This is a genomic window from Catenulispora acidiphila DSM 44928, assembly GCF_000024025.1.
In the GTDB taxonomy this organism is placed as follows: Bacteria; Actinomycetota; Actinomycetes; order Streptomycetales; family Catenulisporaceae; genus Catenulispora; species Catenulispora acidiphila.
The window spans coordinates 9,873,208-9,888,493 of record NC_013131.1 but is presented as its reverse complement, the minus strand read 5'-3'; the positions used below and the strand labels follow the sequence as shown (position 1 = coordinate 9,888,493).

The window sequence follows — 15,286 nt, the reverse complement described above, 5'->3', positions numbered from 1 at the left end:
GCTGTGACCTGCCGTCGCCTCGGTACAGTAGCGGACTCCTGACTTGGCAGGAGGGCGGCGACGCCCGGACAGCCGGGCGAACCATGGGGGCAACACCTTGACGACCCGACCGTTCCACCGCCCCGCCCGGCGCGGCGGCCCTGAGCGCCCCCGCGGCGACCTGCTGCTGGAGTCGCCGCCCGAGCTGCCCGAGACGGTCGCCGGAAACTTCGGCCAGATGCTGGTGTATCTGCCGATGGCGGCCGGCGGCGCCGCGATGGTCTTCATGTTCGCCGGTCCCGGCGGCAGCATGGCGACCTACCTCGCCGGCGGGCTCTACGGCATGTCGACGATGGGCATGATGGTCGGGCAGCTGGGCCGGGGGTCGGGGGAGAAGAAGCGCCGTTTGGAAGGCGAGCGCCGCGACTACCTCCGGTATCTTTCGCAGGCCAGGGCCCGGATTCGCGCCACGGCTTCCCGGCAGCGCGAGGCGGCGTACTGGGACAGCCCGGACCCGGATGCGTTGTGGTCGTTGGCGATGTCGTCACGTCTGTGGGAACGCAGGGCGACCGACGCCGACTTCGGGAACGTGCGCATCGCCGTCGGTCCGCAGCGGCTCGCGATGCGGCTGGTCGCTCCGGACACCAAGCCGCTGGAGGACTTGGACCCGATCGGCGCGGTCGCGCTGCGGTCGCTGATCCGGGCCCACGCCGAGGTTCCGGAGCTTCCGGTCGGCGTCGCCCTGCGGTCGTACGCGCGGATCGCGTTGCGCGGCGAGGAGATGGCGACCCGGGGTCTGGCGCGGGCGCTGCTCGGTCAGCTGACGACGTTCCACGCACCGTCCGATCTGCGCATCGCGGTCTGCACGTCGCGGACGCGCGCCGCCGAGTGGTCGTGGGTGAAGTGGCTGCCGCACGCGCAGCACCCGACGCTGGTCGACGGCGCGGGTCCGGTGCGGATGGTCGCCGAGGACCTCGGCGATCTGGAGGAGATGCTGGGCGGGGACCTGGCCGACCGTCCCCGTTTCCGCCCCGGCGGTCCCGGTCATCCCGAGGCGGCGCAGTGGGTGATCGTGCTCGACGGCGGCCGGGTGCCGCCGGAGACGCAGCTGGCGATCGGGGACGCGGCGGGCGTCATGCTGCTGGACCTGACCGGCTCGACGTCGCGGGACAGTGACCGGCACCTGCTGCGGTTGCAGGCGGACGCGAACGGTGTCGGGCTGCTGCGGCGCAACGCGGACGGCAGCGATGCGGTGCAGCCGATCGGGCGTCCGGATCAGCTGTCGGTGGACCAGGCGGAGGCTTTGGCGCGGGTGTTGGCGCGCGTCCGGATCGGGAGTGGCGCGGCGCTGCCGCAGCCGTTGGACGCCACGTGCGACCTGCCCACGCTGCTCGGCTTGTACGACCTGGAGTCCTACGACTGTGAGGAGTTCTGGCGGCATCGCACCGCGCGGGACCGGCTGCGGCTGCCGATCGGCGTCGGTGCCGACGGGACGCCGGTCGAGCTGGACATCAAGGAGTCGGCGCAGGGCGGCGTCGGACCACACGGGCTGATCATCGGGGCGACCGGCTCCGGGAAGAGCGAGCTGCTGCGCACGCTGGTCCTCGGGCTGGCGGTGATGCACTCCTCCGAGACGTTGAACTTCGTGCTCGTCGACTTCAAGGGCGGGGCGACCTTCCTGGGGTTGGAGCGTCTGGCGCACACCTCGGCGCTGATCACGAACCTCTCCGAGGAACTGCCGCTCGTGGCGCGCATGGAGGACGCACTCCGCGGGGAGCTGGTGCGGCGGCAGGAACTGTTGCGGTCAGCGGGAAATTTCACCTCTGTCTACGACTACGAGAGGTCTCGGGCGCAGGGCGCGCCGCTGGAGCCGCTGCCGACGCTGCTGGTGGTCGTCGACGAGTTCAGCGAGCTGTTGTCGACGCGGCCGGAGTTCGCCGAGCTGTTCGTGATGATCGGGCGGCTGGGGCGGAGCCTCGGCGTGCATCTGTTGCTGGCTTCGCAGCGGCTTGAGGAGGGCAAGCTGCGCGGGTTGGAGACGCACCTTTCGTACCGCATCTGCCTGCGCACGTTCTCGGCGATGGAGAGCCGGATGGTCATCGGGGTGACCGATGCCTACGAGCTGCCCGGGGAGCCGGGGCACGGGTTTGTGAAGTCTGATGTGGCGACGCTGACGCGGTTCAAGGCGGCGTATGTGTCCGGTGCGCATCAGCGGCGGGTCGGGTCGGTGATGCGGGAGGCCGTGCGGGAGTCGCGGATCGTGCCGTTCGGGACGGCGTGGATCGATCCGGTCGCGCCGGTTCCGGCTCCGGCGCCCTCGCCTGCTGTGGCGGAGGCTTCGGGGTCGGGGTCGGGGTCGGGGTCGGGTTCGGGCGACGCGCGGGCGCCTCGGATGTTCGACGTCTTGCTCGACCGGATCCAGGGGCACGGTCGGCCGGCGCACCGGGTGTGGCTGCCGCCGTTGGACGTGCCGGTGACGTTGGGCGAGTTGGTCGGTCAGGCTGTCGAGGACCCCGAGCACGGGTTGCTGGCGCTGGATTCGCCGTGGCGGGGCACGTTGTGCGCGCCGGTGGGCGTCGAGGACCGGCCGTTCGAGCAGCGTCGCGATCCGTTGGTCGTCGACCTGTCCGGAGCCGGCGGGCATGTGGCGATCGTCGGTGCGCCGCTGAGTGGCAAGAGCACGCTTATCCGGACCCTGATTTGCTCCATGGCGCTGACTCACACGCCGGCGGAGGTGCAGTTCTACTGCCTGGACTTCGGCGGGGCGCTTGGCGCCTTGGAGGGGTTGCCGCACGTCGGCAGCGTGGCGTCGCGGCTGCGGCCGGAGGCGGTCCGGCGGACGGTCGCCGAGGTCACGGCGCTGGTGGAGGGGCGGGAGGCGGCGTTCTCGCTGCACGGGATCGACTCGATGGCGGCGTACCGGCGGGCGGTGCGGGAGGGTTCCGCGGTCGCCGACGGGTTCGGGGACGTGTTCCTGGTCGTGGACGGCTGGAGCCAGCTGCGGCAGGAGTACGAGGCTTTGGAGCAGACCATCACGCGGCTCGCGGCGCGCGGGTTGGCGTACGGGGTGCACGTGGTGGTGGCGACCAACCGGTGGGCCGACATCCGGCAGGCGCTGAAGGAGAGCTTGGCGACGCGGCTGGAGCTGCGGCTCGGGGAGCCGTTCGAGTCGGAGATGTCGCGGCACGTCGCGGCGGACGTGCCGGCGGCGATGCCGGGGCGCGGCGTCACCTCGGACCGGCTGCACTTCCTGGCCGCGATGCCGCGGATCGACGGCCGCACGGACGACGAGGGCGGCGGGGACGCGCTGCGGGCGCTGGTGCAGGCGTCGAAGCAGGCGTGGCCGGGGGAGTCGGCGCCCGGCGTGCGGCTGCTTCCGCGCGAGCTCACGCCCGAGGCACTGCTCGCCGGACATTCGCACGACTCTGATACGCCCGGGGTCGCGATCGGACTCGGTGAGGACGACCTCGCGCCGGTCGCGGTGGACTTCGGGGTGGATCCGCACTTCATCGTGTTCGGCGAGAGCACGTCGGGGAAGTCCTCGGTGCTGCGGCACATGGCGGACTCGCTGGTGCGCGAGTACGAGGCGGAGCGGGCGCGGATCGTCATGGTCGACTACCGGCGCGCGATGCTGGAGGCCATCGGCGAGCCGCACCTGATCGCCTACGCCGGCTCGCCGACGGTCGCCGAGACCACGATCCGGGACCTGGCGCAGGTACTGCGCGGACGGCTCCCGGGCCCGGAGGTCTCGCCGGCGCAGCTGCGCGAGCGGAGCTGGTGGAGCGGCGCGGATCTGTACATCGTGGTGGACGACTACGACCTGGTGGCGTCCTCGGCGGCGAACCCGATGCTGCCCCTGGTCGAACTGCTGCCGCACAGCCGTGACATCGGGCTGCACCTGATCCTCGCGCGGACGTCCTCAGGCGCGGCCCGGACGATGACCGACCCGGTGATCCGCGCCCTGCGGGAGCTGGCGACACCGGGACTGCTGCTCTCGGGCGGACGCGAGGACGGCCCGCTGATCGGCGCGGTGACGGCGACGGCGCAGCCGCCGGGGCGCGGGATTCTGGTCCGGCGGAATCGGGCGAACCTGTTGGTGCAGACGCCATGGCGGCCGCCGGCGGGGTGAGGGCGGGGCTGCGGCGCTCTTCTTTCCGCCGGGTCAGGCCGGTCAGGCCGGTCAGGCGGCGCGGGTGGTCGTCGGCCCGCCGGGCGACGCCGGGTTCGTCGTGCTCGGCGTGGTGACGAGCGCGCACTGATCCGGCGGCGCGGTGTGCGGACCGGAGTCCCCGGGCGCGACGGCGAACGTCACGACGCTGACGCAGTAGGTGGTCCCCGGCGTCAAGCCCTTGAACGTGGCGGTGAGCGTCTGCCCGGCAACAGTCGTGCTCTGCACGGACTGATTGTGCAGGTTCACCACAACGATGTAGCTCTGCACACCAGCCGTCTGCCGCGGCGGAGACCACGTCACGGCGACCCCATCGCCCCCAGCCGCACTGGCCTTCGCATCGGTCACCTCATAGGCGGACCGCTGCGCCCCACTGAAGGTCGGAACACTGACGACCGGACTGGTCCCCGCCGACGACGTGGACTTCTTCGGAGCGGTAGCCACCCCCCACGCCACCCCCGCAGCAAGCGCCGTCAGCCCCGCAGCAACGAGCAGCACGAGGCCGGTGTTACGCCGCCGCGGCTCAACGACCTTCGGCGCGGGAGTGGTCGCGGCGATCGCCGGAGGCATGGGACGCGGCGCCGGGAAGCCGGTGGCCTGCGACTGCTGGGAGAAGGGCGGCAGGTCGAGGAAGTTGCCGGGGAGGTGCGGCGCCGAGGATGGGGATGGGGATGGGGATGCGGAGACCGGCTGCGGCGAGGGGAACGGCTGGCTTTGGGGCGCGGCGATCGGCTGCGGCGAGGACACTGCGAGGCTTTGGGGAGCCGGCGCTTGGGGCGCTGCGGCGGGCGGTGTCTGCGCGGGTGCGGAAGCCAGCGCGGCAACTTGCCGCTCCGGCGGCGCTTGAGGAGCAGGCTGCGGTGCGGGGAAGCTCGCCGGGACGGGCAGGCCTTGCGGCGCGATCGGTGGCTGCGGCGCGGGTGCTGGTGCTGGCGGTGTCGACGTAGGTGCGGATGCCCGGGCAGCGATGTGGTGCTCTGGTATGGGCAGACCTTGCGACGCGGGTGCTGGTGGTGTCGGCGCAGGTGTGGGTGTCAGGGCAGCGATTTGGTGTTCTGGCGTGGGCAGGCCTTGCGGCGCAATCGGTGGCTGCGGCGCGGGTGCCTGCGGATTTTGGGGAGCCGGAGCGTGCGGCGCGGCGACTTGGGGCTGCGGCGGCGCTTGAGGAGCTGGCTGTGGTGCGCTCGCCTGAACCTGCTGTGCGATCACAGGCTGCGGCGGCATCTGCTGCATCTGCTGCCCGATGACCGGCTGCGGCTGCGGCGTCTGGAGCACCACCGTCGGCGTCTGCATCGCCGGTTGCGGTGCTGGCATCGGCGCGGATCGCGCCGTCATCAGGCCTGGGATCTGCGCTACTGCGTGGAGCGTGTGGGTGACTTCGTCGAGTGGGGGGCGGCGGGAGGCTTCGGGGTCGAGCATGCGGTCTAGGAGGGTGGTCAGTTGGTCGGGGACGCCGGGGTGGTGGAGTTTGGGTGGGGCGCCTTGGACCAGGCGGTGGTAGAGGGCTGCGCGGCTGGTGCGGGCTTCGGTTTCGAAGGGGGCGCGGCCGGTGAGGGCTGTGCGGAGGACTGAGGCGAGGCCGTAGACGTCGGAGCCGGTGGTGGGGCCTGCCCAGCCGAAGAGTTCGCGGGGGGCGTGCATGATGGCGGTGGCGGGGACGTCGGGTTGGGAGGGTGGGCGGACTGCCCAGGCGAGGCCGAAGTGGCCCAGGGTCGGGCCTTCGGGGGTGGGGAACACGACGTCGGGGGCGACGCCCAGGTGCAGGATTCCGTTGGTGTGGGCGGCTTGGAGCGCGCGTGCCAACGTCAGGCCGAGGACTATGACTTCGCCGGGTGGGAGGGCGCCTTGCTGCTCGATGCGGGTGGCGAGGGTGCCCGGCAGGATCGTGTCCGTCACCAGGAAGGGGCGGTGGTCCTTGGTGAAGCCCAGGTCGCGGACGGCCAGGACGCCGGGTTCGGCGTTGATGGCGACGGCGCCGAGGCAGTCGCTGCGCAGACGCCGTGCGTCGCGGCCGCGGACCGGGGTGTCCACCAGGGTGACCGCGACCTGTTCGACGTGCCCTTCGACGGTCGCGGCGCGCGCGCGGTACACCTGGCCGCAGCTGGTGAGCGCCAAGGGCTCGACGTCGTCGAATCCCGGTGGCAGCGGATTGCTCTGGGCTTCTTCCCCGTTCACCCTTGCAGGATAATGGACGTCTGCGCCGCCATCCCGGGGGAATCCGAGGGAGATCGGCTAACACATCGGCCAAGACATCAGCACGACACGGACGGGGGACACGCCGGGTGCGTATCAGGTCGCTGATCGCGGCGTCCACGCTGGCCGCCGGACTGCTCGGTCCGGCCGGCCTCGCTCCGTCCGCGGCGCACGCCGACGACACCTGCCGCCCTGCCGACGGCCAGGGTGTGCCGAACGTCCCCGCGACCGTGCCCTGGGCCCAGACCGCGCTCGGCCTCACCGACACCGGCGTCTGGGCCCTGAGCCGCGGGAAGGGCGTCGTGGTCGGCGTCGTGGACACCGGCGTGAATCCGGCGGGGACGGTGCTGCCCGCCTCGGCCGTGCAGCCCGGGATCGACCTGCTGCCCGGCGGCGGCGCGGGCGACGTCGACTGCCACGGACACGGCACGATGATGGCCGGCGTCATCGCCGGCCGCCCGGGCCTGGCGACGTTCGAGGGCGTGGCGCCGGACGCGACCATCCTGCCGGTCACCGTCACCGACGAGAGCACCAACGACCCCTCCGCCGCCGCCCGCATCGGCGCGGGCATCAAGTGGGCCGTCGACCACGGCGCGCGCGTCATCAACATCTCGATCACCACCACCCCCGACACCCCCGCCCTCGACGACGCCGTCGCCTACGCCCGCGATCACCGAGTCCTGATCGTCGCCGCCTCCGGCAACGACCAGAACGCCGGACCCCTCTACCCGGCCTCGATCCCCGGCGTCCTGTCCGTCGGCGGCGTCGCGGCCGACGGCTCCGTCTACGCCCAATCCGAGGTCGGCGGACACGCCGGCGTCGCCGCGCCCGCCGCGGCCATCTGGTCGGTCGGCGTCCAGCCCACGGCCCTCACCCAGCCCTACGTCCTCAGCGGCGAGGGCACCAGCTACGCCTCGGCCTTCGTCGCCGGCACCGCCGCGCTGATCCTGGCCGTCCACCCCGACCTCACCCCCGACCAGCTGATCCAGCGCATCGAGGCCACCGCGGACCGCCCGACCACCGGCTACCTCCCCGACCCGCGCATCGGCTGGGGCGTGGTCAACCCCTACCGGGCCGTCACCGCCGAGCTTCCCAACGAGCCCGCCGCCTCCGCACCGACCACCCCGCAGGCGATGACGCTCCCGGTCGCGAGCGCCAAGCACTCCGACCCGGTCAAGCGCGGCGCCGTGCTCGCGGTGATCGGCGCGGCAGTCCTGGCGCTGGCCGTGCCCGGAGCGGCAGCGGCGCTGCGCAACGGACGGCGCCGCGGGTGGAAGCCGGGCGTGAAGTGAGGCGAGTGAGCGGGAAAAAGCTATAGGCGGGAACGGCTAGTGACCGGGAAAGGCTAGCGAGCGCGAAAGGCTAGTGGCGTCGCGCCTTCGACGGCGGCCGCAACAACCGCATAGCCCGCACGCGGCGCGGAGTTTGGCGCCGTGACAGCACCCTGATCTGATCCGCGCACTTCCACGCCTGCTCGGCCTGGTCCGCGTCCGGCGCCAAGGGTGCGTACGCGGCGACCTCGGCCAACCCCGCGAGCTGCTTGATCGGCTCGGCGCCGTCCGCACCCAGCGGAGCACCGGCACGCAGCGCCAGTTCCAACGGAGTCGTGGTCGTCCGTCCGTCGATCCCCAGCGCGTCGAGGCTTTCGAGCCATGCCCACTGCGTCCGCCGACGCGGATCCGGATCGCCGCGTCGGGTGGCGAGGCGGCGTCGCCGGGAGACGAGCGCGACGACCAAGAGCGCGCAGACGGCGGCGATGATGAGCGCGACAGCGACGCCTGCGATGAGCAGCACCAACGGCGCCTTGTGCTGAGGCGAAGGATTGTTGAGCCGCACCGACGGTCCCGTATACGGAACCGCCGACTGCGACGCCTGGGACGTCGGCGTCTCGGACGTCGGCACGGTCGAAGCCTGTTCCTGCACCGGATTGACGTCGCCGGTCGTGCCCTTGCCGTCCGGAACCGCGTCATAGAACGGAACCCAGCCCACGCCGGCGAAGTAGACCTCCGGCCAGACCCGCACGTCCTGACTCGTCACCGAGTACGCCCCCGCAGCGCCGCTCTGCGTTCCTGGCGCGAAACCCACCACCAGCCGTGCCGGGAACCCCGCCTGCCGCGCCGTGACGGCGAACAGCGAGGCGAAGGCGTCGGCGCTGCCACCGACATGCCGGCTCTGGTCCTTGCCGTAGGAAACCAGGGCACTGAGTCGGCCGAGGCTCTGTCCGGCCGCCGAATCCGGCGCGTAGCCGAACGCGCCGCGCACGGCTGTGGCCAGCGCGTTCATCTGATCGAACGGAGTGTTGCCGACCGCTGCCGTCCCGGCGAAGGCGGTCAGGTCGTCGGGGACCTGTGGCGGCAGCTGCTCGAAAGGCTGAAGCGCGGTGTCGGTGCTCTGCTGTGCGTTGCTCAGCCGACTGGCGTTGCTGAAGTCCGGCACGGTCGTGTCGACCTTGTAGGACAACGACGGAGACGCCACGTGACCGTCGCTGGTGGCGATCATGCCGAGGTCGCTGGAGACCCGGACGTCCGTCCCGGAGACAGACCTGACACGTCCGGTCGCAGGTAGGAACACGCTCGAAAGGTCTTGCAGCCGCACGGTTTCGGTGACGGAGTGGGTCGGACCGGCCGGATCCCAGAGCGCGGCGGGAGTCGGGAGGGTCTTGCCCGCCACGCGGTACTCCGCCGAGGTCGACCAGTGCCGTCCGTCGTAGGTGTCGAGCACCTGCCAGCGCAGCCGCTGGTTCGCGTCGCTGGTCGTGAGGGTGAACAGCGGCGAGGGAGTGCTTTCCTTCAGCCAGGCGACCGCCTGCGTCAGCGGGTCGGTCTCGTCGTAGACCTGCTGGGCCGGGGCGATCAGCGTCCGGGGGTCCCAGGGACGGCGCTGCGGAAGGCCGGGGAGGTGCGGCGCCAGCGACGCGGTGAGCAGGGTCAGCGCGGTGACGGTCGCGAAGAAGGGAGCCGTGCGGATGGCGGCGGCCCACGGTCGCGCGCTCCGGTTGCGGATGACGACCGCGTCGGCCGGGTTCCCGCGCGTCGCCTGGTCGAGGCCGACGAAGAGCACGGCGATGACCAGGAAGAGGGCCGCGGTCAGGATCGTCTTCGGATCGCCGGCTCCGGCCGAGGCGGCGGTGCCCAAACCGAGCAGGATGGTCGGCGGTAGCAGCACGGCCAGGGGCGAGGCGCCGCGGATCGCGCAGATCGCAGCCCATGCGGCAGCCCACCACAGGCAGGTTCCGGCGGTGGTCAGCAGGACGGCGGTCGGTCGTGCGGGGGACGTCGTCAGCAGGAGCTGGCGGGCTCCGTCGGTGACGGCGGTTCGCAGCACGCTGAGGAAGTTCGTGACGGACTGGTGGTCGCCTCCGCGCCAGCCCGCCAGCCCGATCGAGGCTGCCGGGAGCACGGTGAGCCAGGTCAGCAATGCGCCGCCGAGGGCGAACAGCTCGAATCCGCGGGCGCGCCGTGCGGTCGCCGTTGCCGCTGCTGCCAGTGCGACGATGCCGGACGGAACCGCTGTCGCCAGAAGACATTCGGGGACGATGTCGCCGACGTCAAAGGCGCCGCGGAGCGAGATTCCGGCTATTGCGCACAGAAGCGCTGTCGGGACTACCAGCAGGATTCGCAGGTTCCGGCGCTGGCTGGTGGGTCGCGAGGTTATCGGTCTGGGGGGCGTGGGTCCGGGAGGTGTCGGTCGCGAGGCCGTGGGTCGGGAGATCGTCGATCGAGAGGTCATCGTGCGCCTCCGCGTGCCGACGCCAGAGCGAGGCGTTCCCAGCGGTGGCAGACCTCTTCGGCGGTCGGTGCGTCGATGAAGGTGAGTCCGGCGCCGCGTCCGGTGCCCGGTCCGTCGGTAGTGCCGATGCGGGTCAGCGCCGCGAGTCCGAAGCGTCCGGCGATCCGGGTCAGCGTGCCGATCTCGCTGGGCTGCGGGTGGCCGCCGACGACGATGAGGACGCCGCCGCGTTCGGCGTGTTCCAGGCGTTCCAGCGTGCCGGCGAGGCCTTCGCCGTTGCCGCTGCCATTGCGGTTGCTGGACTTGATGGAGGCGAGGTTCACGGCGGCGAGCCGGTCGAGGAAGAGCATGGATTCCTCGGGGGAGCCGTTCGCGCTGAGGCGAAGGCCTCCCGTGGTCCACAGGGAGACGGCTTGGCCGGCGCGGACGGCGCCGACTGCTGCGGAGGCGGCGACGTCGACGGCGTGCTCGAAATCGTCAGGATTCGTATAGAGGGCGGCGTCTGTGATGAGGACGATGGTCGCTTTGGGCGGCGTCACATCGATGTTCTGCCGGACCATGAGTTCGCCGCGGTGGGCGCTGGCGCGCCAGTGGATGCGGCGCAGGTCGTCTCCGGGGACGTATTCGCGCAGCGTGTGGAAGGTGATGGAGCCTTCGAGCGCCAGGTCGGTGCGGGCTTGCTCGCCTTGGGCGTTCTGGGCGGCGGTGCCGAGCGGGAAGCGGTGGACTGCCGGGTGGACGTGCAGGACCGCTTTGCCGGGCAGTGCGGAGCGGCGCCGGACCAGGCCGAGGGGGTCGGTGCGGTCCCAGCGCAGGGGTCCGACGTCGATGACGCCACGGCGGGTCGTCGGTAGTTCGTAGCGGACTTCGACGGCGGCGTGCGGGGGGAGTTGGCCGATGCGGACGGGGATCTCGCGGCGTCCGATGCGCTCCGTCGCGGAGAGGCGCTGACCCCAGGTCGGGGACTGGTTTCGCACGGTGAGCAGGCCGACGGCGGTCTCGCCTCGGGCCACGCGCAGGGGGTAGACCTCGCGGTTCAGCTCGACCGGGGCGTTGCGGGCGGTCAGCGGGATCACGCACAGGAGGATGACGAGGCCGGCGGATCCGAGGGCTGCGAAGGCGGGGTAGCCGAAGGCGTAGGCGAGGACGATGCAGGCGATGGCGGACAGGCCGAGGGCGGTGCCGGTGGAGGTCAGGCGGAGGGTGCGCTCGGGGGGTGCGGTATCGGGGGATGCGGTGGCTGAGGCTGCGGCTGCGGTGGCGTCGGCGGCGCCAGCGGTGTCAGAGCTGTCAGCGGGTGCGGCGGAGGGCTCGCGCGGGGCTGACGGATCTGGTGGCGCTGCTGCCGGATCGGGCGTGCCGGTCGTGCCGGTCGTGCCGGGCGGGCCGAACTGACCGGACTGCCCGGGCACGCCGGTCGTACCGGTCGAGCCCGTCGTGCCGGTCGGGACGCCGGGCGCCTGGTGCGGTGCCGGCGTGGCCTCAGACATTCTCGGCGGTCTGCGGGACCGGGGTGGCGGCCACCGCCGCGGCCACCACGGAGGCGGCGGTTCCGCCGCGCATCAGCGCGTCCTGGTTGAGCAGGATGCGGTGGGCGAGGACCGGTTCGGCGAGGGCCTTCACGTCGTCGGGCGTCAGGTATATGCGTCCGCGCGAGGCGGCGCGGACCTGGGAGGCGCGCAGCAGGGCCAGGCTGCCGCGCGGGCTGGCGCCGAGGCGGACGTCCGGCATCGTGCGGGTCGCGGCGGCGATGTCGACGACGTAGGAGTAGACGCTCGGCGCCACGAAGACCTGCTCGGCCTGGCGGATCAGCGAGGTCACCGCCGCGATGTCCATGGCCGGCGGCAGGTCCGACAGCCGCCGCGAGCGCTCGCGGCCCTGCAGGACCTCGACCTCGGCGGCGTGGTCGGGGTAGCCCAGCCGGATGCGCATCAGGAACCTGTCGAGCTGCGCTTCCGGGAGCGGGTACGTGCCGTCCATGTCGACCGGGTTCTGGGTCGCCACCACCAGGAAGGGCTGCGGGACGGGGTGCGTGGTGCCGTCGACGGTGACGTGCCGCTCCTCCATCACCTCCAGCAGCGCCGCCTGCGTCTTCGGCGAGGCGCGGTTGATCTCGTCGGCGAGGACCACGTGCGCGAACACCGGCCCGGCGTGGAAGGTGAACTCCTGCGCGCGCTGGTCGAAGACCGTCACGCCGGTCACGTCGGAGGGCATCAGGTCCGGCGTGAACTGCACCCGGTTCCACGACGCGCCGAGCGTGGCCGCCAGCGCGCGCGCCAGCGTGGTCTTACCGGTCCCCGGCACGTCCTCGACCAGCAGATGGCCCTCGGCCAGCAGGCAGGTCAGCGCGAGTTCGACCGCTGAGACCTTCCCCCGCACCACAGTGCAGATCGCATCACGCAGCAGGGCGAAACCGGCGGCGAACTGTTCGCCGGACAGCATCGGGCGGGCATCGGTGGCGGTCACGCTGTTCCTCGCGGTGTCGGTACCGGGTGCCGGTTCGGACGGGTCGGGTGGGGTCAGGCTAGTGGGTGCGCGGGTGTCTGTGCAGGTGGGGGGTCAGCCGACGGGCGGGCTGCCGGGGCAGGCGGGCAGGCTGTGTGTGCTGGCGTTGTCGCCGAACCACAACGATGAGGCGTAGCCGAAGTGGCCGCCCGCATTGACGTAGATCCAGATTGAACTGTGAACCGTCTTGCTGTCGTCTTCGGCGCTGTAGCCGCTGCCGTTGTAGCAATACCCGGTGAGCCGCTCATTGATGGTGGCGGTCGTCACCCACGATCCGTGTGCTGAAGTGTCGTCATATGTAGACGGCGTGCGTTGGATCCAGGTCGGGCATTGGGGATAGGTGCAGCTGATGATGCCCTTGCTCTTGGCCCAGGCGTAGTAACCCTTGACCGCGTTGAGGTTCACCGTGAGGCCGGTGCCGCCGCCGGCGACCGCAGTGCCCTTGACCGCTGTCGATTTCCCTCCGTTGGTCACAGCCTGGACGCTCACCGTGTAGGAACGGCCCGGGACGAGGCTGGTGAAGGTGGTCGACGTGCCGGTGACGCTTCGGGCGGCGGTGGGAGCGCTCGGACCGGTCAGCGTGACGCTGTAGGTCAAGGTTCCGATGCCGGGGTTGGTGGGCTTGGACCACTTGACGGCCAGGCTGTTCGCGCTGCCGGAAGGCGTGGTGACGTTCAGACTGGTCGGCGAGCCGGGCGAGAAGCAGGCGCGGCTGGAGACGGCGCCCGCCGATTTGGTGAGGCCGGTCGGGCCGACCGAGGTCACTGTGAAGCTGTAGCTGGGGCCGCAAGTCAGCTTGCTGACTGTCAGCGCCAGCGGGTCACCCTTCACTGTTGACTGGACGCCGGCGTTGTTGTTCACCGTGACCTTGTAGGACGCGATGTTCGACGCGTTGCCAGGGCTCTTCCACTTCACCGTCACGGACCCGTTGTTGGCCGAGTTCGGCGTGACCGTCACAGCCTGCGGTGCCTGCGGGGCGACCGGCGCCGGGGTGGAGCTCGACGTCGTGCTCGGCGGCGGGGCAGGCGTCGAACTCTTCGACGTGCTCGGTGGCGGCGGCGGCTGCTTCGTCAGCGACGCTGAGCTGGTCGGCGTCGGGGTCGGCGTCGGGCTCGGCTTGCTGCTGCTTGACGAGGCGGGGATTGGGACGCTGTTGCTGGGCGGGCCGATCGGGCTGGTGGGGACGACCGGCTTGGTGGTCGGGGGGGCGCTGGGTTCGTTGGCGGTGCTGGTCTCGGTGACCGGGGGTGCGGAGGTGTCGTGGTTCTGCGAGCTGGGGTGGGTGGTCGGCGGCTGGGTCGGGCTGGGGTTGGGGTTCGCCTGGGTGGTGGAGGGTCCGGCCGTCGGGATGGTGCTGCCGTTCTTGGTGATGGTGTGGACTGCGCCGTCGGTGGAGACCGAGACGGCGGTGCCGCTGGAGGGGTCGTTGAAGTAGACGATGCCGTCGACGATCTCGGACTGGAACGAGCCGCCGTGGGCCAGGACCGGGACCGGGGTGCCGAAGCGGTTGGTGGTGCCGTCGTAGACCAGGACCGAGCCGCGGGTGAAGTCGGGGATGTACGTGCGCTGGCCGGCCTGGAGCGGGGGGCGCAGGTCGTCGGCGGTGTAGCCGGCGGGGATGCCGATCGAGGTCGGGATGCCGCTGGCGAGGTTGACCAGGACCAGCTGCGCGGTCGGGCCGGATTCCACCAGGGGGAGCGGCTGGTTGCTGTCGACGCTGGCGACCTGCAGGCCGGTGCCGGAGTTGGCGGCGCCGGGCAGCTTGATGACCTGGCCGGCCACGCCGCCGGTGATGGCGGTCAGGGTGCCGGCGGTGCGGTCCACGACGGTCGGCGTGCCGCCGGCCAGTGCCATGACCATGTCCGAGCCGTTGGGGTCCACGGCGATCGGCGCGGCCTGGGTGTCGCCGGTGACGGCGATGACGCTGCCCTGCGCGGTGACCGGCGCCCACAGGACGCCGTTGTGGTCGACGATCGGGGTGCCGAGGGCGCCGGGGAGGTGGACCTGCGCGCCGACCGGAGCCAGGGTCGCGGGGTCGACCTTCTGCACGGTGCCGGCGATCGCGTCCACCAGGTAGGCGACGCCGCCCCCGGCGAGCACGGTGGTGTCCTTGCTGTGCGGGACCTGCACGGTCGCGACCAGCTGCGAGGTGTCGATGACGGTGATGGCGCCGGTCACGGTGTCGCGCACGAAGACCAGATCGCCGTTCTGCGTCACGTCCATCGAGTGCCCGGAGGCGTTGGGGACCGGGACCTTCGCGGCCGATCCGCCGCTGACGCCGTCAACGAGGTTGACGCTGCCGTCGGCCGTCGTGGTGAGCCAGGCGCTGCCCGGATGGGTCTGAGCCCGGCTCGCGGAAACGTTGCGCCCCAACGCGAATCCGGCAGCGGCCAACGTCACGGTCACCGCCACGCCGACGGTGAGCAGGACCCGAGAGCCCTTCGACCGCCCCGCGGCTCCGTCCTCGGCCACCGCTCCGGAAACCCCGTCCGCATCCGGTTCTTGCCGCACGCTACGCCACACCTTGGGCCCCCATCATGACGTCAGAACACTTCAGACCCAGTCCATCGTCGCCTTAAGCATACTGACTTGAACGCCCGAGCGAAGGGGACCGGTCCCGGTGGGACGAAGTTGGGACGGGGAAGCCGACGTTGAACCGGCGTTGAACCGGCGTGGAAGCCGTTGTGGAAACCGTTGTCCGCCGGGTCGGAT

Annotated in this window: 7 protein-coding genes; 2 read left to right on the top strand and 5 right to left on the bottom strand. The window is 71.7% G+C overall.

The window, feature by feature from the left end; genetic code table 11:
• Positions 1-97: 97 nt before the first annotated feature.
• Positions 98-4,108 carry a type VII secretion protein EccC gene (locus tag CACI_RS42105; RefSeq protein ID WP_015797068.1) on the top strand — a complete coding sequence of 1,337 codons (4,011 nt, stop codon included), beginning with the start codon at positions 98-100 and terminating at the stop codon, positions 4,106-4,108.
• A gap of 51 nt (positions 4,109-4,159) precedes the next feature.
• Here the strand turns inward: CACI_RS42105 and CACI_RS50755 are convergent, their stop codons facing one another.
• Positions 4,160-6,322, bottom strand: a complete 2,163-nt coding sequence (locus tag CACI_RS50755; RefSeq protein WP_015797067.1) for a protein kinase domain-containing protein — start codon at positions 6,320-6,322, stop codon at positions 4,160-4,162.
• Positions 6,323-6,429: 107 nt separating this feature from the next.
• Between CACI_RS50755 and CACI_RS42095 the strand changes: the two genes are divergently transcribed.
• A complete protein-coding gene (locus CACI_RS42095) occupies positions 6,430-7,632 on the top strand; it encodes a S8 family serine peptidase (protein WP_015797066.1) in 1,203 nt (400 codons plus the stop codon).
• Positions 7,633-7,702: 70 nt separating this feature from the next.
• Here CACI_RS42095 and CACI_RS42090 read toward each other — a convergent pair whose 3' ends face one another.
• The 4 genes from CACI_RS42090 to CACI_RS42075 form a co-directional block, all read right to left on the bottom strand.
• Complete coding sequence (locus CACI_RS42090) at positions 7,703-10,069, bottom strand: transglutaminase domain-containing protein (protein ID WP_015797065.1); 2,367 nt, start codon at positions 10,067-10,069, stop codon at positions 7,703-7,705.
• Positions 10,066-11,559, bottom strand: coding sequence for a DUF58 domain-containing protein (locus tag CACI_RS46900; protein ID WP_015797064.1), 1,494 nt, complete (start codon positions 11,557-11,559; stop codon positions 10,066-10,068). Before CACI_RS46900 ends, CACI_RS42090 begins: the two co-directional genes overlap by 4 nt.
• Positions 11,552-12,511, bottom strand: a complete 960-nt coding sequence (locus tag CACI_RS42080; protein ID WP_041543920.1) for an AAA family ATPase — start codon at positions 12,509-12,511, stop codon at positions 11,552-11,554. The genes CACI_RS46900 and CACI_RS42080 overlap by 8 nt, the downstream gene beginning before the upstream one ends.
• 117 nt (positions 12,512-12,628) lie before the next feature.
• Positions 12,629-15,085, bottom strand: coding sequence for a fibronectin type III domain-containing protein (locus CACI_RS42075; RefSeq protein ID WP_143765618.1), 2,457 nt, complete (start codon positions 15,083-15,085; stop codon positions 12,629-12,631).
• Positions 15,086-15,286: the final 201 nt, after the last annotated feature.

Excerpts from the sequence above, each read along its gene's own strand:
- CACI_RS42090 (WP_015797065.1), bottom strand. The coding sequence starts at position 10,069 with ATGACCTCTCGATCGACGATCTCCCGACCCACGGCCTCGCGACCGACA.
- CACI_RS46900 (WP_015797064.1), bottom strand. The coding sequence starts at position 11,559 with ATGTCTGAGGCCACGCCGGCACCGCACCAGGCGCCCGGCGTCCCGACC.
- CACI_RS42080 (WP_041543920.1), bottom strand. The coding sequence starts at position 12,511 with ATGCTGTCCGGCGAACAGTTCGCCGCCGGTTTCGCCCTGCTGCGTGAT.